General features: G+C 49.3%; 28 protein-coding genes. 17 read left to right on the top strand and 11 right to left on the bottom strand.

Going from position 1 to position 21,700, the window contains the following annotated elements; all coding sequences use genetic code 11:
* Position 1: 1 nt before the first annotated feature.
* On the bottom strand, positions 2–280 hold the full coding sequence (locus D8S85_RS21565; RefSeq protein ID WP_034522580.1) for a hypothetical protein: 279 nt from the start codon (positions 278–280) through the stop codon (positions 2–4).
* On the bottom strand, positions 277–1,215 hold the full coding sequence (locus tag D8S85_RS15240) for a hypothetical protein (protein ID WP_117589814.1): 939 nt from the start codon (positions 1,213–1,215) through the stop codon (positions 277–279). Before D8S85_RS15240 ends, D8S85_RS21565 begins: the two co-directional genes overlap by 4 nt.
* A 251-nt stretch (positions 1,216–1,466) precedes the next feature.
* On the opposite strand from D8S85_RS15240, the gene D8S85_RS15235 reads away from it, so the two are divergent.
* The gene (locus tag D8S85_RS15235; protein WP_005832157.1) at positions 1,467–1,871 is read left to right on the top strand and encodes a hypothetical protein; all 405 of its coding nucleotides are present in this window, start codon (positions 1,467–1,469) and stop codon (positions 1,869–1,871) included.
* A 27-nt stretch (positions 1,872–1,898) separates the two neighbouring features.
* On the opposite strand, the gene D8S85_RS15230 is transcribed toward D8S85_RS15235, so the two are convergent.
* Together D8S85_RS15230 and D8S85_RS15225 are read right to left on the bottom strand one after the other, a co-directional pair.
* Complete coding sequence (locus tag D8S85_RS15230) at positions 1,899–2,873, bottom strand: IS982-like element ISPrsp2 family transposase (RefSeq protein WP_005832156.1); 975 nt, start codon at positions 2,871–2,873, stop codon at positions 1,899–1,901.
* A 59-nt stretch (positions 2,874–2,932) separates the two neighbouring features.
* Positions 2,933–3,817, bottom strand: coding sequence for an IS1595-like element ISPrsp1 family transposase (locus D8S85_RS15225; protein ID WP_009017594.1), 885 nt, complete (start codon positions 3,815–3,817; stop codon positions 2,933–2,935).
* A gap of 159 nt (positions 3,818–3,976) precedes the next feature.
* On the opposite strand from D8S85_RS15225, the gene D8S85_RS15220 reads away from it, so the two are divergent.
* Positions 3,977–4,306, top strand: a complete 330-nt coding sequence (locus tag D8S85_RS15220) for a hypothetical protein (RefSeq protein ID WP_034522578.1) — start codon at positions 3,977–3,979, stop codon at positions 4,304–4,306.
* A gap of 82 nt (positions 4,307–4,388) precedes the next feature.
* On the opposite strand, the gene D8S85_RS15215 is transcribed toward D8S85_RS15220, so the two are convergent.
* The gene (locus D8S85_RS15215; protein ID WP_005832151.1) at positions 4,389–4,904 is read right to left on the bottom strand and encodes an SLOG family protein; all 516 of its coding nucleotides are present in this window, start codon (positions 4,902–4,904) and stop codon (positions 4,389–4,391) included.
* Positions 4,905–5,316: 412 nt separating this feature from the next.
* Here D8S85_RS15215 and D8S85_RS15210 point away from each other — a divergent pair, with 412 nt between their 5' ends.
* The 14 genes from D8S85_RS15210 to D8S85_RS15145 are packed head-to-tail and all read left to right on the top strand — an operon-like array spanning position 5,317 to position 16,970.
* Positions 5,317–5,613, top strand: a complete 297-nt coding sequence (locus D8S85_RS15210) for a DUF4134 domain-containing protein (protein ID WP_005832149.1) — start codon at positions 5,317–5,319, stop codon at positions 5,611–5,613.
* Position 5,614: 1 nt separating this feature from the next.
* On the top strand, positions 5,615–5,947 hold the full coding sequence (locus tag D8S85_RS15205; RefSeq protein ID WP_005832146.1) for a DUF4133 domain-containing protein: 333 nt from the start codon (positions 5,615–5,617) through the stop codon (positions 5,945–5,947).
* Positions 5,944–8,442: a TraG family conjugative transposon ATPase gene (locus tag D8S85_RS15200; RefSeq protein WP_127075346.1), complete on the top strand. Its 2,499-nt coding sequence runs from the start codon at positions 5,944–5,946 to the stop codon at positions 8,440–8,442. Before D8S85_RS15205 ends, D8S85_RS15200 begins: the two co-directional genes overlap by 4 nt.
* A gap of 43 nt (positions 8,443–8,485) precedes the next feature.
* The gene (locus D8S85_RS15195) at positions 8,486–9,511 is read left to right on the top strand and encodes a hypothetical protein (RefSeq protein WP_117589903.1); all 1,026 of its coding nucleotides are present in this window, start codon (positions 8,486–8,488) and stop codon (positions 9,509–9,511) included.
* A gap of 39 nt (positions 9,512–9,550) precedes the next feature.
* Positions 9,551–10,180 carry a DUF4141 domain-containing protein gene (locus tag D8S85_RS15190; protein WP_005832139.1) on the top strand — a complete coding sequence of 210 codons (630 nt, stop codon included), beginning with the start codon at positions 9,551–9,553 and terminating at the stop codon, positions 10,178–10,180.
* 22 nt (positions 10,181–10,202) lie between these two features.
* Positions 10,203–11,207: a conjugative transposon protein TraJ gene (gene traJ, locus D8S85_RS15185; protein WP_008765484.1), complete on the top strand. Its 1,005-nt coding sequence runs from the start codon at positions 10,203–10,205 to the stop codon at positions 11,205–11,207.
* Positions 11,208–11,230: 23 nt separating this feature from the next.
* Entirely contained in the window at positions 11,231–11,854 is a 624-nt protein-coding gene (gene traK, locus D8S85_RS15180) for a conjugative transposon protein TraK (protein ID WP_004309376.1), read from the top strand.
* A gap of 12 nt (positions 11,855–11,866) precedes the next feature.
* Complete coding sequence (locus D8S85_RS15175; RefSeq protein WP_004309375.1) at positions 11,867–12,172, top strand: TraL conjugative transposon family protein; 306 nt, start codon at positions 11,867–11,869, stop codon at positions 12,170–12,172.
* Positions 12,165–13,433, top strand: a complete 1,269-nt coding sequence (gene traM / locus D8S85_RS15170) for a conjugative transposon protein TraM (RefSeq protein WP_004309374.1) — start codon at positions 12,165–12,167, stop codon at positions 13,431–13,433. Before D8S85_RS15175 ends, traM begins: the two co-directional genes overlap by 8 nt.
* Positions 13,434–13,456: 23 nt before the next feature.
* The gene (gene traN / locus D8S85_RS15165) at positions 13,457–14,440 is read left to right on the top strand and encodes a conjugative transposon protein TraN (RefSeq protein ID WP_005680473.1); all 984 of its coding nucleotides are present in this window, start codon (positions 13,457–13,459) and stop codon (positions 14,438–14,440) included.
* 2 nt (positions 14,441–14,442) lie between these two features.
* A complete protein-coding gene (locus D8S85_RS15160; RefSeq protein WP_127075344.1) occupies positions 14,443–15,015 on the top strand; it encodes a conjugal transfer protein TraO in 573 nt (190 codons plus the stop codon).
* 13 nt (positions 15,016–15,028) lie between these two features.
* A complete protein-coding gene (locus D8S85_RS15155; protein ID WP_005680475.1) occupies positions 15,029–15,895 on the top strand; it encodes a toprim domain-containing protein in 867 nt (288 codons plus the stop codon).
* 39 nt (positions 15,896–15,934) lie between these two features.
* Entirely contained in the window at positions 15,935–16,441 is a 507-nt protein-coding gene (locus D8S85_RS15150; protein ID WP_005680476.1) for a DUF3872 domain-containing protein, read from the top strand.
* Between the two features lie 13 nt (positions 16,442–16,454).
* Positions 16,455–16,970 (top strand): glycoside hydrolase family protein, encoded by a 516-nt coding sequence (locus D8S85_RS15145; RefSeq protein WP_004309369.1) that lies wholly within the window; start codon positions 16,455–16,457, stop codon positions 16,968–16,970.
* Positions 16,971–17,046: 76 nt separating this feature from the next.
* Here the strand turns inward: D8S85_RS15145 and D8S85_RS15140 are convergent, their stop codons facing one another.
* Positions 17,047–17,973: a hypothetical protein gene (locus tag D8S85_RS15140; protein WP_004309368.1), complete on the bottom strand. Its 927-nt coding sequence runs from the start codon at positions 17,971–17,973 to the stop codon at positions 17,047–17,049.
* Between the two features lie 44 nt (positions 17,974–18,017).
* The gene (locus tag D8S85_RS15135) at positions 18,018–18,308 is read right to left on the bottom strand and encodes a DUF4120 family protein (protein ID WP_004309367.1); all 291 of its coding nucleotides are present in this window, start codon (positions 18,306–18,308) and stop codon (positions 18,018–18,020) included.
* Between the two features lie 322 nt (positions 18,309–18,630).
* Here D8S85_RS15135 and D8S85_RS15130 point away from each other — a divergent pair, with 322 nt between their 5' ends.
* Positions 18,631–18,975 (top strand): hypothetical protein, encoded by a 345-nt coding sequence (locus D8S85_RS15130; protein ID WP_005680486.1) that lies wholly within the window; start codon positions 18,631–18,633, stop codon positions 18,973–18,975.
* 55 nt (positions 18,976–19,030) lie between these two features.
* Here D8S85_RS15130 and D8S85_RS15125 read toward each other — a convergent pair whose 3' ends face one another.
* The 4 genes from D8S85_RS15125 to D8S85_RS15110 are packed head-to-tail and all read right to left on the bottom strand — an operon-like array spanning position 19,031 to position 21,699.
* The gene (locus D8S85_RS15125) at positions 19,031–19,744 is read right to left on the bottom strand and encodes a hypothetical protein (RefSeq protein WP_127075771.1); all 714 of its coding nucleotides are present in this window, start codon (positions 19,742–19,744) and stop codon (positions 19,031–19,033) included.
* A gap of 1 nt (position 19,745) precedes the next feature.
* Positions 19,746–20,447, bottom strand: a complete 702-nt coding sequence (locus D8S85_RS15120) for a hypothetical protein (RefSeq protein ID WP_004309364.1) — start codon at positions 20,445–20,447, stop codon at positions 19,746–19,748.
* A 10-nt stretch (positions 20,448–20,457) separates the two neighbouring features.
* Positions 20,458–21,477 (bottom strand): LPD29 domain-containing protein, encoded by a 1,020-nt coding sequence (locus tag D8S85_RS15115; protein WP_005680487.1) that lies wholly within the window; start codon positions 21,475–21,477, stop codon positions 20,458–20,460.
* A gap of 12 nt (positions 21,478–21,489) precedes the next feature.
* Positions 21,490–21,699, bottom strand: coding sequence for a hypothetical protein (locus tag D8S85_RS15110; protein WP_004309362.1), 210 nt, complete (start codon positions 21,697–21,699; stop codon positions 21,490–21,492).
* Position 21,700 lies beyond the last annotated feature (1 nt).

Below are 21,700 nucleotides of genomic sequence, written 5' to 3'. Positions count from 1 at the left end.
CCTAAGCGGCTCTGGCAGTAAATAAAATGAGTTCTTTGAAAAGTTTGTCAATAACTTGCATGTCTGGGTTAATCCCGAACACGCAAATAAATCGTTCAAGCATATAAGCATTGTGTATAAAAGACTTGCAGGAGGATATGGAATAGGTTATTCCGAGCCTCTTACATGCCGCTTTGGCCAAGTTGACAGCAGCAAGCGATGCATTGAAGTGAAAATCCAACTTTCTGAAGTCGGTTGACTGACAGTTGGTGATTCCTGCATGTTGCTTACCATCTCTCAAAATTCCAATTGGAACCTGGTTCTGTAATAATCCAGAACCTCCCGTCCATCCATCGAATCGTCTGTAGAGAAGTAAAGCTGCCACTTGTCTGTCCTCCCGTCCATCGGATACCAGATGGCTAAGGAAACATACCTTTTGAGAGCTTTTGCATATACCCTCAATCCGTATAGCTTTCCTTTGTTCACCTCGTATTCCTTGCACCGGGTCAGATCCAGATTGGCAAAGTCGATTCTTCCGTCAAACCACTTTGGATGGCCACGTTTTCCTGTTTTCTGTTCCAATGTCGGATAGTACAGGATTACGTCATTCCGAAAGCGGCTGATGACATGGAAATCGTTCTCACACATAGGCGTTATGAATGTTTCCTTGGAAAAGAATGCGTCTGCAACCACCGTTCTTGATATGCTCTGTATCTTGTCTTTTCTACTGATAAGATAGCTGCTGTACCAGTCAACGAGGTTCTTGTCCATATTATCCAAGGTTTTACAATCCGGTGTCTGAATGGAACCTAAAGTCATGCATTCATGGTTGTCGATGTCTATGACACCGATGCCCATGATTTCCAATCCACGCTTGTACTCTCCTGCACAACCAGACCAGAAGTAACCTATCCAAGGTGTCTTCTTGCCTGATTTGGAGATATAGGAAGGATCGATGGCGATGGCTTTTCTTTTACCTGTGAGATGCTTGCTGATGATAGAGCCGTTGAACGCAAACCAGTCGAAAGTTTCATGCTCAAAAAGGTTACGGTAGGTCTGTTCCGAAAAACGTCCATACCTACCCAATTGGAGGAAGTTTATACGATCAGGGATGGCCATGAATAATTTCATTGCATCCATGAACGTTTTTTCAAAAGGTTTGTGTATATTCACGACTGATTTGAGAGCCGATAGGCACTCGGATTGGTATTGCATAAGGAGTGTTTCTTTAGTCATAATCAGAAGAGTTGGGAGACTTCTAATTTACTAAAAATCAACGAATTATGCAATACTTTCCACCTTTATTATCAGCAGGTTAGCACTCTTTTTTCAGTACATTTCTTCATGCTTAACCATTCGTTTTTGACAACATTTCAATGACCTCTTTAGTGTTTTCGAACCAGCTTTTGCCGGTTCTATTGTTTAACTTTTAATTTTTCGGTAAAAATTTACCGAAGTATTGTAAATTTCAAAAACAATAAATCAAAATGAAAAGTTCAATCAAAAAAATGTCAGCACTGCTGACGATGATGGCTGTCGCCATCCTTACTTTCACCTTCACCGCTTGCAGCGATGATGACGATCCTGTGACGGAAGTGACTTACACCTACGGCTTCTCCAGCATGTCGGCCTCACACCCCGACTTTCTCGAAGAGATGGGGAAAATAGAGAACGCCTTCCAGTCAGCCCTCGGTATCACCGGCAAGCTCTTCACCAAGAAAGGTACGATAGAAGAATGTGACAAACAGGTTTACGAGGCTTGCCGGAAAGCATTCGATTCGCTCAAAAGCGAGGCCTGGCAAGGGGATTACACCTTCCAGGTTACGAACGTAGGAACAGGCAAGGTGGTATGCACGGCTACATTCTGTGCCGACAACGAAAACTTTATATAGTTTTATTAGCATGACCTGTTGGCGGAATTAAAATAGCGCATATTTAACTCTGCCAATAGGCTTTTCATTTTTGTAGTTAATATATTGAAGGATTGTAAGTGCGCTAATCTTCCCAATAATCCGGGCAAACAATCCATCTGTATCTTTCGCATAATTCCTTATAATCATAAACTGGTCACACAATTGCGAGAATAGGGTTTCAATTCTTTTTCTCGCTTTGGCAAAAGCTGGGAATGTTGGCTTCCATTCTTTTTGATTACATCTGTATGGTACCTCCAATCTGATATTGGCAGTTTCAAACAAATCCAATTGCACTTGGGCACTTATATATCCTCTGTCCCCTATGACTGTACAATTACTATAATCCACTTTCACATCCTTCAGGTAATGAATGTCATGCACACTTGCCTTAGTGAGGTCAAAGGAATGGATGATACCACTTAACCAGCAGACTGCATGGAGTTTATACCCATAATAATACATGCTTTGTGATGCGCAGTATCCTACCCCAGGTGCTTTTCTAAAATCCTTCTTTCCCATACTGCAACGTTTGGAACGGGCAATACGACATACTTCTATCGGTTTCGAATCAATACAGAAATAGTCTTCACCACCATCCATTTTAGAAACCATTCTTTCTCGGATTGCATTACATAGGGAGGAAGTTATTTTACGCCTGTCATTGTATTGTCGGCGGGAAATAAGGTTGGGTATTTCAACCCTATATTCCTGTAGCTTTGCAAACAACAGCGACTCACTGTCAATACCAACAGCCTCTGATGCCATGTTCAAAGCCACTACTTCAAGGTCTGAGAATTTAGGGACGACTCCTCGTCTTGGTACATTCCCGGATTCATTGACTAAATTGCCGGCAATTTGCTTGCATATGTTCAGTAATTTTGCGAATATTGCATATAAGTTGTGCATACGATATTTGTCTATTAAAAGTTTAGTCACCTTTAATTTACTAAATATCAACAATATGCACAACTTTTTAAACATAAATCTTTTATAATTTATAGGTATAGGCGTTTAGAGCGCACTACATTCACAGCTGATTATCAGTCAGTTTTCTTTTGACAAATCATTCGACGAAGTAGCATATCGAAGATTGTGTCCATATTATTACGGCGGTTGAACCTGAAATGATACTCGTCAAGGTATCCTTGAAGATGCTCTTTGGAGCAATGGTGGTGTATTCCACGCAACCATCCCTTTATGTTCATGATGTGAATATGAATCTGTGGATGCCCTTTGCCCTTATCCGAAGGGCGTTGCTCCAATTTTGGATAATCTTTCTTTAACGGCAGGTAGCCTGACCATTCATCGGTTATGACTTTTGCGTCCTTTGATATGTATCTGTCGAAGAACGGACGAAAAGAACTTGCCGAAGCATCATCTATCACTTGGGCATACGCACGTCCCACGCCGTCTCGGACAATCTCCAACGCGACTATCACAAGCTTCTTTTTGCCTTCCGTGCTTCGTCCAATGATTCCTTCCTCTTCTCCTCCGATATAAAACTCATCGACATGTACCTCTCCTTTAAGAGGATAATTACCGCTGCTCCGCATGGCTTTCTGTATCTTACGCTTGAATTCCCATACGGTTTTCTGACGCATACAATATTCTTCCGCCAGTTCCAAAGAGGACATCCCTTTCTTCTTTGTCGATATTTTGAAGGCTATGTGGAAAGCGTAGACAAGCGGGAATTTTATCTTGTCGAACATGCTTCCGCTGGTAACGCTCTCGTCATACTTACAGCGTGTACAACGGCGAGAATAGGGATATCTGTCATTGCAATAATTGGTATGACCGCATTTCTTGCATTTGAAGCCGTCTGCCCACTTTATCGAGGACAAGTACTCAAGGCATGAGGCATCATCGGTAAAACGACTATAAAATTTGATTGATTCCACTCCTTTGAATTTATCGCGTTGTTCCATGCCTGCAAAAGTAGGCAAAATCCATAAAGTTAGTGCGCACTAAACGCCTATACCTATAATTTAATTCCGCCAACAGGTATGGACTATAAGATAATGCTGACAAACAAGTATTTAAGAGAAATCAATGCAAAAATTCTATCTTTGCAAAAAAAATGAACGATGGCAATGACAAAAGCGATATTGGAAAAATGGATGGTGGCGCAGAAGCGTCACCGCCTTTCGGACAAGCAGGTACAGATGGCCCGTGAACTGGGTCTGAACCCCGACAAGCTCGGCAAGATAGACAACCACAAGCAGGAGGCATGGAAAGCCCCGCTTCCGCAGTTCATTGAAAGTATCTATTTCAAACGATTCAAGCGTGAAAACCCGGAAACGGTCAAGCCCTTAAAGCAGATTATGGCTGAAATGGAGGTCAAGAAGAAGCAACAGAAAGCGAAGAAGGAGGAACGGAGGAAACAGCGTGCCCTCTCTTCCGGTTCTGAGGAATAGGTAATGTATATATGAAAAGAAGCGAAGTGTGAAGGCCGACCGGCTTTCACACTTCGCTTTTCCATTCCAATACAGACAGCCGCTATTTCATCCTTTCATAAAGATTGATGACCGACTTTCCGCTTTCCAACGCCTTGTTCACCGTGTAGAATGTTCCCCCTTTCGGTACAAGATCCCAATAGGCTATGACTGTATCCGCTTTACGCACCATGTATTCATCCCTGCGAAGGTAGCAGCCCTTGTGGTAATTCTCGGAAACCATGACCACCCGGTCCATCCTTTCCAACAGACGGGCATACAACAGCTGGTCTTCCGCTTCAAACCACAAGGGCTGTTTCCGAAAAGGTACTGCCGCTATGAGCTTGATATCTTCGTATCTCTCCCTGACCTGCAAGACCGCCTCCGCAGCAGTCATATCAAATCCGCTGGCCATCCCGGTGTAGTATTCCTTGTATCCCTGCCCGTACAGTTCTGTTACCACTCCGGTCACAGCTTCCCTGATTTGTGCAAGTATCCGGGAATCGTTTCCGGACCCTTGCAGAATACGTTCCTTACGGTGTCCCGTGAAAGCCACTGTCTGATTGTTTCTTGTTTCCATGTTATCTTCTGTTTTTTGTTTTTACATATATCCATTCAAACCGAACGGTATTTTATTTCCTGAAGGCTTTTCCGCCCCGGTCCGGAATCCCGCAAGGCTTGCCGTGAAAAAATACCGCAAGCGCAGCGAGGATGATTATTTCACGGCAACCAGCCCGCAGGGCCGCCTTGCCGGGTTTCCCGGGACACGGGGCTACCTTTGCCGGAAGAAATGAAATGCCGCTTTCTCCTTATCCCTGTTTTTACTGTTTCATATTGCCGGGAAAACCCTTTTTGAATGCTTGAAAACCCCTTGCCGATGTAACGTGACGTCATAAGGTGTCACAAGTCGTACAGTTTGTAAATCAATGGATTAAGCACTATATATTCGCAGTCGAAATCATTTTTGTCTCACCAATTAAAAGTTTCGACACATGAAAAAAAGATTCTTTTTGGCAGCCATGACGCTGCTGGTTTCAATGGGGGCTTTCGCCCAAGGCAACGGTATCGCCGGTATCTCGGAAGCGACCAACATGGTCACTTCGTATTTCGATCCCGGAACCAAGTTGATTTACGCCATCGGCGCCGTTATCGGCCTTATCGGGGGCGTGAAGGTATATTCCAAGTTCTCGTCGGGTGACCCGGACACTTCAAAGACCGCCGCCAGCTGGTTCGGTGCGTGTATCTTCCTGATTGTGGCTGCCACCATCTTACGTTCATTCTTCCTGTAATATGGCGAAGTATCCTGTCAACAAGGGAATCGGTCGCAGCCCGGAGTTCAAGGGACTCAAGAGCCAGTACCTGTTCATCTTTGCCGGAGGGTTGCTCGCCCTGTTCGTGGTGTTCGTCATCATGTACATGGCAGGCATAGGCCAGTGGGTCTGCATCGGTTTCGGGGTCATCTCCGCATTGGTGCTGGTCTGGGCGACCTTCAGCATGAACACGAAATACGGCGAATGGGGGCTTATGAAACTCCATGCGCTGCGCAGCCATCCCCGCTACATCATCAGCCGGAGAAAGTTCCTCCGGTTGTTTTCTTCAACTATTAAAAACAGAAAGGCATGAAAAACGTAATGAAAACAGCCACGCTGGAAAGCAAGTTTCCGTTATTGGCCGTGGAGAACGGCTGCATCATCAGCAAGGATGCGGACATCACCGTGGCATACCGGGTGGAACTGCCGGAACTCTTCACGCTGACACGGGCCGAGTACGAGTCCATGCACTCCACCTGGGCGAAGGCGGTCAAGGTATTGCCGAACTACAGCATCGTGCATAAGCAGGACTTCTTCATCGAAGAGGGTTACAGGCCGGACATCTGCAAGGAAGACCTGAGTTTTCTGAGCCGCAGTTTCGAGCGGCATTTCAACGAACGGCCGTACTTGCAGCACACCTGTTACCTTTTCCTGACGAAGACCACGAAAGAGCACAGCCGGACAACCAGCAGTTTCAACGCGCTTACACGGGGATTCATCATTCCCAAAGAGATGCAGGACAAGGAAACCGTTACCCGTTTTATGGAAAGTTGCGGGCAGTTCGAGCGCATCGTGAACGACAGCGGTCTGATCCGTATCATCCGCCTGACGGATGAGGAAATTATCGGAACCAAGAATTCAGCCGGCATCATAGAGAAATATTTTTCCATGTCCCAGGAAGACACCACCTGCTTGCAGGATCTGTCTCTCGGTGCAGGGGAAATGAAGGTCGGGGACAATTACCTTTGCCTTCATACGCTTTCCGATCCGGAAGACCTGCCGTCAAACGTATCCACCGACTGCCGGTATGAACGGCTTTCGACAGACCGGAGCGACTGCCGCCTGTCCTTTGCCGCACCGATAGGCGTCCTGCTCACGTGCAACCATATCGTGAACCAGTACCTCTTCATCGACGATTCGGCGGAGATTCTCAGGAAGTTCGAGCAGACCGCCCGGAACATGCACTCGCTTTCCCGTTACAGCCGTTCCAACCAGATCAACCGCGAATGGATTGAGGAGTATCTGAACGAGGCGCACAGCAAGGGGCTGGTTTCCATCCGTGCGCACTGCAATGTCATGGCATGGAGCGATGACCGGGAAAAGCTCAAGCGCATCAAGAACGATGTGGGCAGCCAACTGGCGTTGATGGAAGCCAAACCGCGCCACAACACGGTGGATGTGCCGACCCTGTTCTGGGCGGCGATACCCGGCAATGCCGGAGATTTCCCGTCCGAGGAGAGTTTCCACACCTTTATCGAGCAGGCCCTGTGCCTGTTCATCGGGGAAACCTCCTACAAGGACTCGCTCTCTCCGTTTGGCATCCGCATGGTGGACCGCCTGACCGGAAAACCCGTCCATCTGGATATTTCCGACCTGCCGATGAAGAACGGCACAATCACCAACCGGAACAAATTCATCCTCGGCCCTTCGGGCAGCGGGAAATCTTTTTTCACCAACCACATGGTACGCCAGTATTACGAGCAGGGTGCGCATGTGCTGTTAGTGGATACCGGAAACTCCTATCAGGGACTGTGCAGCCTTATCCATGCGCGTACACACGGCGAGGACGGGATTTATTTCACTTATGAAGAAAAAGACCCGATAGCTTTCAATCCTTTTTACGTGGAAGACGGGATTTTCGATATCGAGAAGAAAGAATCCGTCAAGACGCTTATCCTTACCCTGTGGAAGCGTGACGACGAGCCGCCGACACGTGCCGAGGAAGTGGCGCTATCCAATGCGGTCAATCTCTTTCTGGAGAAAATCCGCAGGGACAGCAGCATAAAACCCTCCTTCAATACCTTCTATGAATTTATCCGTGACGAGTATCAGGATATCCTGAAAGAGAAGCGAACCCGTGAGAAGGATTTTGATGTATGGGGATTCCTGAATGTGCTGGAACCCTATTACCGTGGCGGTGAATATGACTTCCTGCTCAACTCCGACAAGCAGTTGGACTTGCTGAACAGACGCTTCATCGTTTTTGAGCTGGACAACATTCGCGATAACAAAGTGCTGCTTCCGATTGTCACCATCATCATCATGGAGACTTTTATCACCAAGATGCGCAAGTTGAAAGGTATCCGGAAAATAATCCTTATCGAAGAGTGCTGGAAGGCATTGGCATCCGCCAATATGAGCAATTACATCCGCTATCTTTTCAAGACCGTCAGAAAATTTTTCGGCGAGGCCGTGGTCGTGACCCAGGAAGTGGAGGACATCATTTCTTCTCCGATTGTCAAGGGTACCATCATTAATAATAGTGACTGTAAGATTCTGCTTGACCAGCGCAAGTATATGAACAAGTTCGATGAGATCCAAGCGTTGCTCGGTCTGACCGACAAGGAGCGGGCACAGATACTTTCCATCAATATGGCGAACAATCCGTCCAGAAAGTACAAGGAAGTCTGGATTGGTCTGGGCGGTACGCAGTCGGCGGTCTATGCCACGGAAGTCTCACTTGAGGAGTACATATGCTACACTACTGAAGAAACCGAGAAACTTGAACTTATGCGGCTTACGGAAAGAATCGGTGGCAACATCGAACTTGCCATCAAGCAGTTGGCAGAAAGCAAGCGAAACAAGTGATAGGGATTGAAATCATATGGAAACCGAAAAACAATCATGAATCATGGGAATGGAAGAATGGATAAAAGAACAGCAACGCCGCTATCTGGACGAGCCACGCCTCAAGGAGTTGACGGAAGTGATGAAACAGATAAGAAAGTTCGTCCGGGAAAAGGAGTACCGGAAGCTGACGGAACTGGTCAGGCGGTACAGGAAGTCCGAGGATGTGATTACCCAAGTTGCCTGCCTGTTGTCAAACTCGCACCTGTTCCCGACACCGGAAAAAACGGTGGAAACGGACAGGTCAGAATTGATGACGGCATTGAAAAACACGTATTTCATGGAGAAGAACGGTTGCTGGCTTGCGGATGTCAATCCCGAAAAAGCCGATTCCGTCCACGGAATGCTCGCCATGCACACGTTCATGCGGGATGCTTACTTGAAGGTATATCCTGAAAGCAAGCAGGAACGGCCGTCACCGGAAGAAGTACGGTCATCTGTACGGATTCTGGATTTCCATCGGAAAGAGAGTGACGTGTGGGAACTCTGCAACCTGGCTGTGTATCTTATGCCGCCCTCACGGTATGTGGCACTCAGGTACGGGCTTGCGGATGATTATGACAGGCTTGACAGACTGCACCGTTCCGGACCGGAACCGGCATATGACGAGGGGGTGGCATTGGAAAGCCGCCTGTGCAGGAATGCGGAAAAGGCAGCGGAAAGCATCGGGGATGTCCGTCTGCCGGATTTCTACCTGGAAAAGCTGAATGGGGAACTGGAGAATTTGGGACGGATTGCGGCCTCGCCGGATGCCGTCCACGACATACTGCATATCAGTCCTGACTTTCTCACCAAGTACGGCATAGACAAGAACGCTTCCGCGACGGAACGCTCGTGCCAGGCGGAGAAAGCCTACCGGGAGCTGGACGCCCGTTTCGTCAGAATGACCGGACGCAGGCCGTATGCAGACGAATTCTTCGCATTCCTCAGACACGGGAAAGAAAAAGTGGCAGAGGTAGACCGTCCGAGACCGGTACACAAGCCTATCCTCCGGAACCCGCCGTCCAAAGGACGGAAAATGGGAATCTGACTTTTAACAGAATTATTCACAATTAAAAACAGGAACATCATGAAAAAGAAAATTCTTATGCTGTGCATGGGCTGTTTCCTTGTCAGCCTCACAGCGAAAGCCCAATGGGTAGTGAGCGACCCGGGCAATCTGGCGCAGGGAATCATCAATGCCGCCAAGAACATCGTTCACACGTCCTCCACTGCCACCAATATGGCGAATAGTTTTCAGGAAACCGTGAAAATCTACCGGCAGGGCAAGGAGTATTACGACGGGCTTCGCAAGGTCAAGAACCTTGTCCGCGATGCCCGCAAGGTTCAGCAGACCATCCTGATGGTGGGCGATATCACGGACATCTATGTCACCAGCTTCGAGCGTATGCTCAGCGACCCGTATTTTACGCCGGAAGAACTGAGCGCGATTGCTTTGGGGTACACCAAACTGCTGGAAGAAAGTGCCCATCTGCTGAACGATTTGAAGACGGTGGTCAACGAGAACGGGCTTTCCATGAACGACAAGGAAAGGATGGATATCATCGACCGCTGCTACAACGACATGTTGCAAAACCGCAGTCTGGTACAGTATTACACCAACAAGAACATCGGGGTGTCCTACCTGCGCGCCAAGAAACGGAACGACCTGGACCGCGTGATGGCACTCTACGGCTCACCGAACGAACGTTATTGGTAATTATTCCTAATCCGCTTTCATTATGTTATTGTTGGCTATAGATTTTGACAACCTGCATCAGATTTTACAGAATCTGTATGTGGAAATGATGCCGCTCTGCTCAAAGATGACCGGTGTGGCAAGAGGCCTTGCCGGTTTGGGAGCGCTTTTCTATGTGGCGTATCGTGTATGGCAGGCTCTGGCCCGTGCCGAGCCTGTGGATGTCTTTCCACTTTTGCGTCCGTTCGCCTTGGGGCTTTGTATCATGTTCTTTCCGACACTCGTTCTGGGTACGCTGAACAGCATCCTCTCGCCCGTCGTGAAAGGGACCCATACCATATTGGAGTCGCAGACCTTTGACATGAACGAGTACAGGGCGCAGAAGGACAAGCTGGAGACTGAGGCGATGAAACGGAATCCCGAGACAGCCTATCTGGTCGACAAGGAGACTTTTGACAACAGGCTGGACGAGCTGGGCGCGTTTGACGCTATAGAAGCTTGCGGAATGTATGTGGACCGTGCCATGTACAACATGAAAAGGGCCGTGCAGAATTTCTTCCGCGAACTGCTGGAACTCCTGTTCAATGCGGCGGCGCTGGTCATCGACACGCTGAGGACATTCTTCCTGATCGTGCTTTCGATACTCGGTCCCGTTTCCTTTGCCATCTCCTGCTGGGACGGTTTCCAGGCTTCTCTCAGCCAGTGGTTCGTCCGCTACATCAGTATCTACCTGTGGCTTCCCGTAAGCGACCTGTTCAGCAGCGTGCTGGCGAGAATCCAGGTATTGATGCTGCAGAGGGACATCGAACAGCTTTCCGACCCGGATTTCATCCCCGACAGCTCAAACGGGGTTTACATCACTTTCCTCATTATCGGCATCATCGGGTATTTCACCATCCCGACCGTATCGAACTGGATTGTGCAGGCCGGAGGCGGTGCGGGCAATTATGGAAAGAACGTGAACCAGGCGGCATCCAAGACAGGCTCCGTGGTGGCCGGGACTGCCGGAGCGGCGGTGGGAAACATTGCCGGCAGGCTTATCAAGTAATAACAGTATAAAACATTTACAGAATGGAATTCAAATCATTGAAAAATATCGAGACCAGCTTCCGACACCTGCGTCTGTTCGGAATCGTCTATCTGTGTGTATGCACCCTGCTTGTGGGATTTTCCGTATGGAAGGCTTACAGCTTCGCGGAAGCGCAACGGGAGAAGATCTATGTGCTGGATGAAGGCAAGTCACTGATGCTGGCCCTTTCACAAGACCTGGAGCAGAACCGCCCGGTAGAGGCAAGGGAGCATGTCAGACGGTTCCACGAACTGTTCTTTACGCTCTCGCCTGACAAGAATGCGATTGAAGGCAATATCCGGAGGGCCATGTTCCTCAGTGACCGTTCCGCCTATGCCCATTATGTGGATCTGGCAGAGCAGGGATATTACAACCGGATAATTTCCGGTAACGTGAACCAGCGTGTAGGGATTGACAGCGTCAAGTGCGATTTCCATACCTATCCGTATGAGGTCGTGACCTACGCGAAGCTTTCCATTATCAGGGAGAAGAGCGTGACCGAGCGCAGCCTCGTCACGCGGGGCAGGCTGCTGAACTCCACCCGTAGCGACAATAATCCGCACGGCTTCATCCTCGAAGCCTTCCGTGTGGTGGAGAACAGGGATATAAGAGTGTATGACCGTTAAAATTCAGAATGTATGAAAAAGATGTTTGTAAAAATCAAGGAATCCGTGGAAGAAAAGCTGCGGAAGCTGTGTTCCGGGCTTAGCCCGGAAAAGAGAGTGCCGGCAATTGTCGTGCTGGCTGCCCTGTTTGCCATCGGAAATTTCTATATGATTTTCCGTGCCATCCATGACATCGGACGGGAGGATGTACGGCCGGAAATCATAGAGATACCCCCGATGGAAATTCCGGATATCGTTCCTGCCGATACACTCCCGGATAAAAGGGTGCAGGAAATGGAAGAGTTTTTTAACCGATTCAATCAGAAAGAAAATGGGTAATGATGTCAATAAATTGAAACAGAGGCTGGAAATCAGGAAATACCTGGTTTTTGCCGGGATGTTCCTCCTGTTCCTCGGGGCGATGTGGCTCATTTTCGCACCGTCCGAAGAGGAAAAAAGGAAAGAGGAAAAAAATGCGGGATTCAACACCGAGCTTCCCGATCCGAGGGGAGCGGGCATAGAAGGGGACAAGATTGCCGCCTATGAGCAGGCTGACATGAAACGCAAACAGACGGAAAAACTGCGTACGCTGGAGGATTTCTCCGAGATGGCAGATGGGAACTCCGGGACTGTCGTGGAATTGTCACCGGATGCGGATGCCAAGGATGGCAGTTCACGTGAAGGTGACAGAAGGAATGAAGCCTGTTCTTCATCCGTCTCCGCCTACAATGACATCAACAGGACGCTCGGCAACTTTTACGAGTCGCCTCAGGAAGATCCGGAGAAGGAGGCTTTGAAAGCCGAGGTGGAACAACTCAAGCAGGCGGTCGCCACACAGAACGCGCAGCCGGGTTACGAGGAGCAGGTGGCTCTCTTGGAAAAATCCTATGAGCTTGCGGCCAGGTATATGCCGGGCAATGGCGGTGTGAATACGGACAGCCGTTCCGATAATGAAAGTCCCGGGCGGAACGGAAAGGCGAAAGCCGTTCCCGTGGGACTGGTTTCCACACCGGTGGTATCATCGTTGCCGCAACCGGTCAGTGATTCTATACAGCTTACGGGAATGGCACAACCGGAAAGATTCCACACGCCAATCGGTAATAAAGAAGAGAGAAACGTGAGGAATACCATCCGGGCCTGCATCCACGGGGACCAGACCGTCATCAGCGGTCAGGGAGTGAGGATGAGACTGCTGGAGCCGATGCGTGTAGGGAAGCATATCCTGCCCAAAAACTCCCTGCTTACCGGAGAAGGGCGCATACAGGGTGAAAGGCTTCACGTCAATATCCTTCAGGTGGAATATGGCGGTATCATCATCCCCGTGGAACTTGCCGTGTATGACAATGACGGGCAGGGCGGCATATTCATTCCGGGGTCAATGGAGGCTAACGCTGTCAGGGAGGTTGCCGCCAATCTGGGGCAGAATCTCGGCACGAGCATCTCCATCACCAACCAGTCGGCAGGCGACCAGCTGCTTTCCGAACTCGGAAAGGGTGCCATACAAGGTGTCTCGCAGTATATATCCCGGAAGATGCGTGAGGAGAAGGTGCATCTCAAGTCAGGCTATACCCTGATGCTTTATCAAGACAACGATCAATAACAATCCATTAAAATTCAATCGACATGAAAAAGTTTTTTGTAATGCTTGCCCTTGCATGGGGCACTGTGGGTGCTTTCGCCCAAAATGAAGCCGACAGCGTAGCGGCGGTAAACAATGCCATCACACTGGCCAAGGATGTGTATCCTCAAAAAGAGGAGGACGGAGACCTCTATCACGGTCTGACCCGTAAACTCACCTTTGACAGGATGATACCTCCATACGGGCTGGAAGTGACCTATGGAAAGACCACGCACATCATTTTCCCGTCATCGGTGCGTTATGTGGACCTCGGTTCTCCGAACCTCATTGCAGGCAAGGCGGACGGTGCGGAGAATGTCATCCGTGTAAAGGCCACCGTGAAGGACTTCCGTGAGGAGACCAACATGTCCGTGATTACCGAAAGCGGAAGTTTTTACACCTTCAATGTGAAGTATGCGGAAGAGCCGCTGCTGCTAAATATCGAGATGAAGGATTTCATTCATGACGGAAGTGAGGTGAACCGCCCCAACAACGCCCTTGACATCTACCTGAAGGAATTGGGCTGCGAATCGCCTAAATTGGTACACCTTATCTCGAAGTCCATCCACAAGGACAACAGACGGCACATCAAGCATATCGGGTGCAAGGCGTTCGGCATCCAGTACCTGCTCCGCGGACTCTATACGCACAACGGCCTGCTTTATTTTCATACACAGATAAAGAACCGCTCCAACGTGCCTTATGAGGTGGATTTCGTGACTTTTAAAATTGTGGACAAGAAGCTGATGAAACGTACCGCCATCCAGGAACAGGTGATATTCCCACTGCGTGCTTACGACTATGTAACGTCCGTCGCGGGAAAAAAGGACGGGCGCACCGTTTTTGTCTTCGACAAATTCACCATCCCCTCGGACAAGGTACTGGTGGTGGAGATGCACGAGAAAGGCGGTGGCAGACACCAGACCTTCACCGTGGAAAGTGAGGACATCGTGAGAGCCGGGGTTATCAACGAACTTAAAGTGAAGTAGCCATGAAGAAGTATCTGTTCCTTTTTGTTACAGTCGTGTCGCTTGCCCTGTTTTCAGGGCGGGCGCACGCCCAGCGGTACCTGCCCGGGATGAAGGGCGTGGAACTGCGCGGAGGATTTGCGAACGGCTCAAAGTCCCCCTTGAATTATTATACCGGATTTGCCGTTTCCGGATACACCCCAAAAGCCAACCGCTGGGTCATAGGCGCCGAGTATCTGATGAAGAACTACGGGTATCGGGATGCGAGCGTACCCCGTGCGCAGTTCACGGCAGAAGGCGGCTATTACCTGAAATTCCTGTCTGATCCGACAAAGACGGTCTTCCTCTCGGTCGGCGGTTCCGCACTGGCCGGCTATGAAACCGTGAATTGGGGAGACAGGATGCTGTTTGACGGTTCAACGCTGCTCGCCAAGGATGCGTTTGTCTATGGCGGCGCGATAACCCTGGAGCTTGAGGCATACCTGACAGACCGCATCGTCCTTCTTGCCGGTATCCGGGAACGTGTATTGTGGGGAAGCTCGCTGGACCTGTTCACGACACAGTTCGGTCTGGGCGTAAAATTCATAATCCATTAAAACCGTACCGCTTATGACTATAGAAGAGATAAGAGACATTCCTATCGCCGTTTTTCTGGCACGGATGGGATATGAACCGGCAAGAAGACGGGGGGATGAATATTGGTATCTGGCCCCGTACCGGGAGGAGCGCACCGCCTCGTTCCAGCTGAATGTCCGTAAAGATATATGGCATGACTTCGGTACCGGACAGGGAGGCGACATATTCACCCTTGCCGGGGAGTTTATCGGCAGCGGGGATTTCAAGGCGCAGGCCAGGTTCATAACAGAGATATGGGGCGGTCTTGCTCCCGAACACAAGACCGTTTTCCGCTCCGGGGAAAATGACAGGGAGGATTCCCATAGGCAGGAAAGTTTCACGAAGGTACAGTCCGGACCGCTGCACAACAGAGTCCTGCTCCGTTATCTGGCGGAACGTGGCATTAGCGGTGATGTGGCTATGCCGAACTGCAAGGAGATCAGGTATACCTTGCACGGGAAGCGGTATTTCGCCATCGGTTTCAGGAATGTCAGCGGTGGATACGAGGTGCGCAACCGCTTTTTTAAGGCCAGTCTCTCCCCGAAAGACATTTCGCTGATGGACAACGGTTCGGATACTTGCAATCTCTTCGAGGGGTTTATCGACTGCCTCTCGTGGATGCAACTCGAATTGGGATGTGGCGACGACTATCTCGTACTGAACTCGGTGGCATTGCTGGAACGCTCGTTCCCCGTTCTTGACAGGTATGAGAGAGTCAACTGTTACCTGGACCGGGACGAAGCCGGACGGCGCACGCTGGAGGCTCTCCGCAAACGCTACGCGGATAAAATAGTGGACTGTTCCTCTTTGTACAAAGGATACAAGGATCTGAACGAATACCTGCAAAACAAGTTTCTGTAAAAATAGAATTAAGTATAACGTTTTAAAATCTGATTGAATATGAATGCATTGAATAAAAAAAGAGGATTGGTCGGAATGACGGCAATCCTGTTCCTGGGTCTGGTGGCTTGTCTGTTGTCCGCCTGCAATGATGAAGTGGATGTACAGCAGTCCTATCCGTTCAAGGTGGAGACCCTGCCTGTCCCCACACGTATTGTGAAAGGCGAGACGGTGGAAATACGGTGTGAACTCAAACGTGAGGGACGGTTTTCCGATGCCCGCTACACCATCCGATATTTCCAGCCGGACGGCAAGGGTACGCTCCGTATGGATGACGGGATGGTGCTGCTGCCCAATGACCGCTATCCCCTTGACAGGGAGGTGTTCAGGCTATACTACACTTCTGAAAGCGAGGACCAGCAGACGATAGACATCTATTTCGAGGACAATAGCGAACCGGCACAGCTTTGCCAATTGACTTTTGACTTCAACAACGAGACGGAGGACGAGGATTCCGTCGTGACTGCGGATAGTAAGGAATTGCCGGTCACAACAGTCAGACACTAAGCCGGTCCTGCCTATGATGAAGTTAAAAGCAATATGGTTTGCGGTGCTTTCCGCTGCGGTCTTTTTTTCAGGTATGCCTTCAAGGGCGGAGAATCCGGTAAAGGCAAGTCCGGACAAGTTCAGTCTTGCGGTCGAGTGTGTCAAGCGATTCGAGGGTTGGCATGGAGAGAAAAAGCATTGGCCTTATGTCGGGTGGGGTCACAAAGTTCTTCCCGGGGAGAGGTTTACCAACGGTATTACAAAAGCACAGGGCGATTCCATTCTGAGAGCAGACCTCCGTAAGTTGTGCCGCATGTTCAGTTATCTGGGACGTGATTCTTTGTTGGCAGCAGTCCTTTCATATAATGTGGGACCCTACAGATTAAAAGGATATGGGAAAAGACCGAAGAGCCGGCTGTTGAAGAAACTGGAGTCGGGCGACCGTAATATTTACAAGGAATATGTCTCTTTCAGGTGCTATAAAGGGAAAGTGGTTCCGAGCATCGAACGGAGAAGGAAGGTGGAATTCATGCTGCTTTTTGAAGAGTAATTGAAAAAGGGAGAACCTTTCAGTTGTTATCACTGTCAGGTTCTCCCTTATTTCTTTGGTTTGAGAAGCTTGCATGTCAGTTTACCTGAACGGCATCCTGTACTTCCAGCTCTTCCGGCAGACGGGAAAGCAGGAGTTCCGCCATGGCTCCGTTCTGTGGAATAAGGGCCGGGAAGTCTGTCTTTCCGGGCTTGTATATCTCTGTGGCTATATTGTATAATTCCCAAGCGGTAATCTGTCCTTTGCTCATGGCCAGTTTAAGCACCTCTTCCGTGAAGATGGAAATCTGTCCCTGGTTCAGTGGATAGGTTTCCACGGAGGATGAGAGGTCCCTGTCCGAACTGTCGTGGGAGACACGCAACGCGGTCAGCAGACCTATGTACATATAGATTTCCTCCATAGATATAATCCGGCGTTTCAACCGTTGTATGCGTTCGATGTCCTCGTTCATGTTCACCTCGAAATTGGCCAGCCAACCATCCACGGTTTCGAACACCTCTTCCGTCGAGACTTTCTTCTTGCCGTAATTGCAGACGCTTCGCTCGGGTGAAAGGATACACTGGTTATGACAGATTAGCACGCAGGGGCCTATGGCTGCCTGTATGCCGTCCTGGTGGTAGGCGATGACCAATGTCGTGGTCAGTTCGTCCGTTTCCCAATCCTTGATCCGGATGGTAGCGAAAATACGGCGCAGGATATGGGCTTCCACGGCTTTTTCGCCATGTGTCTGTTCAACCTGCGGGAGGATGCTCACTCCCGGCTGTGTCTTGTTCCTGTTCTGGGCAGCGAAGATTTCTTCCACCTCATAGTCGAGATTGTATTTCTCGCAGATGTCCATCATGCGCCGGATGACCTGGTAATGGTAGATGCCCTGCACCGGATTGTTGTAGATGTCATTCTCTTTATAGGTGCGTTGAAGTGTCTCGAAGTTCATCACTTCAATTCCGTTTTTCTGGAAGTCAAACTGCTGTTGTCTTTCCATTACTGCCAATGTCGTTTCCATATTGAATTGAATTTTATAAAGTTAATATTGTCGTTTGCCTCTCATCAGGTGTGTATCTGCCATCCATGGAACGGCTGTAGTGTCACGGCGAAAGAACGGTCCGGTATTCCGTGATAGAGCAGACCGCCCACGATGCCTGTCCTTCCGTCGGGATAGCGTTGGGTGAAGCCGAACGAGTACGGGGCATGGTCATAGTAGAGTGAGATTTCGCTGGGACAGTCAGGATTTTCTTCCCAGCTCTTCAACCGTTCCAGGCATTTCTGGAGTGAGATGTCACCGATGGATTCGGCATAACGCTTTACATTCTCGAAATGTTCTTCATTCAGGATTTTCATGATTCATTGTATTTTATCTGTTAAACACGTCCGGCTCCGGGAGCCGGTATTTTTATTTCTCGCCTGCTTGACTGTCCCGTGGCAGTACCCGCAAGGTTTGGCGAAAGAAAATACCGCAGCCGTCAGGCGAGGATGATTTTCTTTCAGCCAACCCCGCAAGGGGCCTGACCTTGACAGGGTACACCGGACACGGGACTACCTTTGCAGGGTGGGAAATAAAATACACGGTAGTGTGCTTTGCATGGTCTGTGGCGATTCTCTTCCTGATTTGTTCGCCATTGCCGGACAAAAGATGTATTTTTGCAATTCTAATTTCAGTTTTATGGAAAACTATATAAAGAAAGCGGCGGATGCTTTCCTTGTGGAGCGTCCGTACGGTATGCGTGTGGATTACAGGAAGAAAGGATTCGTGCTGTTTAACCGTAACCTCAATGTGTTGGGAAATGCGGAACAGACCCGTCTGGAAGAACTGCCTCTGGAGCGGTTCAATGTGGAGGAGATTCCGTTGGAGGGTGAAGTCGTGGAGGAACACGCAGGATTTACCGATGTATTCTTCTATACCGATCTGACCAATCCCTATGCCGGATATGTACTGAATTTGCAAAAGCTTAAAGCCTATAACCGGTTTATGTTTCCGCTGGCAATGGCGCTGAACCGTGAGTTGTGAGGCCGGAAGATGGCAGCGGTAACAGTTGCATGAAGCAGGCCGTTACCGCCAGCATTTATTGTTTGCCCTCTTTTTCTGTTATGAACGCAAGATAGGCGGACACGGCCTTATGGCATCCGGTAAAGTCCGGAGTCCAGTGACCTTTGATTTTCCGGTAACTGATGGTTCCTTCCTTATTTATGCCCATAACATGCCTGTTGAATGTCCCTTTGGTTCTGATATGGATGTCAAAACCGTCCCTTCCGGTGATTTCAAGGAACATTCCTCCCGTGATCCGTTCCCCGTCCAGGAATTTCTGTTTCTGTTCATCGAGCAGCCGCTGATGTTGCTCTTCCCGCGCTCTGCGCTCTTCCGCCTCTTTCTCCTCCCACTCCCTGCGTTTCTGTTCCTGCTTCCTTTTGTACGCCTCACGGGCTTGCACCAAGGGGGTGGCGTCAAGTCCGAGAGCCTCGAACACGCGGACGGAGATCAACCTGACGAAGGTTCCTCTTTCCGCATCCTGAAGCGTATCCGCGATCCAGTTCCTGCAATAGGTGGCGGCTTCCTCTCTGCAACCTTCTCCCTTGAGAAACCGGCGTGAATACTGCCCGCTGGAAAAATAAACGTTTTCAATCCGGCAGACCACATGGAAACAGTCATCGTCTTCATTCCCGTCTTCGTTCTTTCTCGACAGGGAGAGATATACATTCTCCGCATACGGCTCCAGTTCCATATAAGGAGCCACGACGGTATTCCCGTCAGACTTGTACTTGAACACTTTTGCTTTCATATTATCGTTCAGTTTGTCGGTTGTTGAATATTTCATCTATAATCTCTTTCCCGCTTCTTTCACCCTTCAGGAAGGCAAGGAAGCGCCTCAAAAAGAGCCGGGCACAGTCAGTGCCCAGTTGGGAGCTTTCACCGTCTTTGGTTGCGCATACCGCAAAACGCCCCAGTCCGAAACTGTCCTGTTGCGGTATGATGTGGTAAGACAAGTCCTCGCTTGCGTTGATGTGCAACCCACGACGGAAAACATAGAAAGTTTTCGGGATTCTTCTGTCGGTATCGATTTCCATACGCTTGTAACCGTGGTGTTCCAATAACCGGACCAGTTCCCTGTTTGTCGGAATTGTATGTCCGATCCAGTCCGGCCAGCTTATATTTTCTATTATGTGTCCGTAATTGTCATATAATATGTTGAACTGTTCCTGGTATTCATCGTAAAATTCCCCGTTCCCGTTGCACATTTCCTCCAACGCGATGCCGTTTTTACGGACAAGGGCAAGGTCGCCCAGTCCACACGCGATTTCATTGAGCAGCGTGCGTTCCTCATCCCTGTCTTTTGCCGTTCCGTAAATTCTAAGCAGGGAATACCGGTGTAGCGCCGAACGGGATGGCATATCCAGTTTTTCCCATATCCCATCGTCTCCTATAGCCTGTCTGGTGTTTTCCGGAAGTCCGTACCACCACTTGTCCAAATTGTTTGTATCCATAATTCCTGAATCAGATTGTTTTCAAATTCTGTTTTGAGTACCATGCCTGATACGCGGCGGCATACTCCTGACGTTCCCGTTCCAGGGAATCTCTCATCTCAGGGGTGTACCCGAGCAGGCGGATGTATCCTCCGTTATAGCCGGTGAGTTCGCACCTTATTCCGGCTTCCTCCAGTTTGTCGATGCGTTTTTGGGCCATTTTTGCGCTTGAATATTCCTTCGGCCAAAAATAGAGTTCGCCCCGTGAGCCGAAACAGTCTTCCCCCAGAATTATTTCCCCGGCATACTTCCGGCTTTCGATGAAGCCGAAACGCGCTTTGCCCAATGCCCGGCGCATTGCCTTGTGTGCCGGACCTTCCGGATGCTTGAATACCTCCGGCTTGTCTTTGCTGCCGAGTCTGGGCGGTTCCACCTTGTACGGCTGTTTGTAACTTCCGATTCCGAGCGTCAGGTAAAAGTTGGTATGGAAATAGTCCGTCATGGGGTCGCTGTCATCGAAATTGTACGACATGATGAAATCGCAGATATTCATCATTACTTCTTTTGCCCTGTCCGTCAAGGATTTGTCTGAATGGATATGATGGTGGTTGACATCGCCTTGAACTTTTCCAGACTCTTTGGTGAACGCCTCGAAATCCGCTTTCATCAACCGGATATGGATGGAGTGGCAATTCTCCCGTCTGACGGAGAACTTGTATCCCGGATAGGTCTCCTTGAGCCATGCCCGTACCAGTTCCACGATTTCCGGCGCGTGCTGTCCCTTGTAATTGCGGCCTTTCCAGCGGTATTCGTTATACACGTACTCGGTGTATTCCTTTGCCGTGGCTCCCGGATAGTCATGTTCATATCCGGTTGAAGCCGCTGAAACATCCGGTTTGTCTTTCCATATCCCGTACAGTTTTTCAAACTCGGTGTTCACCCGTTGCATGATTGCAGTGTCACCACCCTTGTCCGGATGGTGCTGCAATGCCAGGCAGCGGTATTCCTTCTTCAGATCCGCCATGCTGTGTATGTTCTGAAAATAAGCCATAGCCATAAGTCTTTATGCCCCTGCGAGGCGGTTGATAAAATATTCCTGATAATCAAGGTCAAGCCCGAGGTTGCTGCACGCCATCCCGATGTCGTCTCCCCTCAAGTCATCCGCTTCCTGCAATTCACGCAGGTATCTGATTTCGGAATCCAGGTATTCCTGCGCTTCCGTCTGACTGCAACCGCATGAGTTACTTATCAGTTCAATGATGTTTGTCTGCATA

The sequence above is a fragment of the Butyricimonas faecalis genome, assembly GCF_003991565.1.
GTDB lineage: Bacteria > Bacteroidota > Bacteroidia > Bacteroidales > Marinifilaceae > Butyricimonas > Butyricimonas faecalis.
The sequence above is the reverse complement of the archived record's forward strand: the minus strand, read 5'-3'. Positions and strand labels throughout refer to the sequence as shown.

What these genes read in the sequence shown, in the direction of transcription:
- D8S85_RS15240 (WP_117589814.1), bottom strand. Translation starts at nt 1,215, where the DNA reads ATGACTAAAGAAACACTCCTTATGCAATACCAATCCGAGTGCCTATCG.
- D8S85_RS15235 (WP_005832157.1), top strand. Translation starts at nt 1,467, where the DNA reads ATGAAAAGTTCAATCAAAAAAATGTCAGCACTGCTGACGATGATGGCT.
- D8S85_RS15230 (WP_005832156.1), bottom strand. Translation starts at nt 2,873, where the DNA reads ATGTTTAAAAAGTTGTGCATATTGTTGATATTTAGTAAATTAAAGGTG.
- D8S85_RS15225 (WP_009017594.1), bottom strand. Translation starts at nt 3,817, where the DNA reads ATGGAACAACGCGATAAATTCAAAGGAGTGGAATCAATCAAATTTTAT.
- D8S85_RS15220 (WP_034522578.1), top strand. Translation starts at nt 3,977, where the DNA reads ATGGCAATGACAAAAGCGATATTGGAAAAATGGATGGTGGCGCAGAAG.
- D8S85_RS15215 (WP_005832151.1), bottom strand. Translation starts at nt 4,904, where the DNA reads ATGGAAACAAGAAACAATCAGACAGTGGCTTTCACGGGACACCGTAAG.
- D8S85_RS15210 (WP_005832149.1), top strand. Translation starts at nt 5,317, where the DNA reads ATGAAAAAAAGATTCTTTTTGGCAGCCATGACGCTGCTGGTTTCAATG.
- D8S85_RS15205 (WP_005832146.1), top strand. Translation starts at nt 5,615, where the DNA reads ATGGCGAAGTATCCTGTCAACAAGGGAATCGGTCGCAGCCCGGAGTTC.
- D8S85_RS15200 (WP_127075346.1), top strand. Translation starts at nt 5,944, where the DNA reads ATGAAAAACGTAATGAAAACAGCCACGCTGGAAAGCAAGTTTCCGTTA.
- D8S85_RS15195 (WP_117589903.1), top strand. Translation starts at nt 8,486, where the DNA reads ATGGGAATGGAAGAATGGATAAAAGAACAGCAACGCCGCTATCTGGAC.
- D8S85_RS15190 (WP_005832139.1), top strand. Translation starts at nt 9,551, where the DNA reads ATGAAAAAGAAAATTCTTATGCTGTGCATGGGCTGTTTCCTTGTCAGC.
- traJ (WP_008765484.1), top strand. Translation starts at nt 10,203, where the DNA reads ATGTTATTGTTGGCTATAGATTTTGACAACCTGCATCAGATTTTACAG.
- traK (WP_004309376.1), top strand. Translation starts at nt 11,231, where the DNA reads ATGGAATTCAAATCATTGAAAAATATCGAGACCAGCTTCCGACACCTG.
- D8S85_RS15175 (WP_004309375.1), top strand. Translation starts at nt 11,867, where the DNA reads ATGAAAAAGATGTTTGTAAAAATCAAGGAATCCGTGGAAGAAAAGCTG.
- traM (WP_004309374.1), top strand. Translation starts at nt 12,165, where the DNA reads ATGGGTAATGATGTCAATAAATTGAAACAGAGGCTGGAAATCAGGAAA.
- traN (WP_005680473.1), top strand. Translation starts at nt 13,457, where the DNA reads ATGAAAAAGTTTTTTGTAATGCTTGCCCTTGCATGGGGCACTGTGGGT.
- D8S85_RS15160 (WP_127075344.1), top strand. Translation starts at nt 14,443, where the DNA reads ATGAAGAAGTATCTGTTCCTTTTTGTTACAGTCGTGTCGCTTGCCCTG.
- D8S85_RS15155 (WP_005680475.1), top strand. Translation starts at nt 15,029, where the DNA reads ATGACTATAGAAGAGATAAGAGACATTCCTATCGCCGTTTTTCTGGCA.
- D8S85_RS15150 (WP_005680476.1), top strand. Translation starts at nt 15,935, where the DNA reads ATGAATGCATTGAATAAAAAAAGAGGATTGGTCGGAATGACGGCAATC.
- D8S85_RS15145 (WP_004309369.1), top strand. Translation starts at nt 16,455, where the DNA reads ATGATGAAGTTAAAAGCAATATGGTTTGCGGTGCTTTCCGCTGCGGTC.
- D8S85_RS15140 (WP_004309368.1), bottom strand. Translation starts at nt 17,973, where the DNA reads ATGGAAACGACATTGGCAGTAATGGAAAGACAACAGCAGTTTGACTTC.
- D8S85_RS15135 (WP_004309367.1), bottom strand. Translation starts at nt 18,308, where the DNA reads ATGAAAATCCTGAATGAAGAACATTTCGAGAATGTAAAGCGTTATGCC.
- D8S85_RS15130 (WP_005680486.1), top strand. Translation starts at nt 18,631, where the DNA reads ATGGAAAACTATATAAAGAAAGCGGCGGATGCTTTCCTTGTGGAGCGT.
- D8S85_RS15125 (WP_127075771.1), bottom strand. Translation starts at nt 19,744, where the DNA reads ATGAAAGCAAAAGTGTTCAAGTACAAGTCTGACGGGAATACCGTCGTG.
- D8S85_RS15120 (WP_004309364.1), bottom strand. Translation starts at nt 20,447, where the DNA reads ATGGATACAAACAATTTGGACAAGTGGTGGTACGGACTTCCGGAAAAC.
- D8S85_RS15115 (WP_005680487.1), bottom strand. Translation starts at nt 21,477, where the DNA reads ATGGCTTATTTTCAGAACATACACAGCATGGCGGATCTGAAGAAGGAA.
- D8S85_RS15110 (WP_004309362.1), bottom strand. Translation starts at nt 21,699, where the DNA reads ATGCAGACAAACATCATTGAACTGATAAGTAACTCATGCGGTTGCAGT.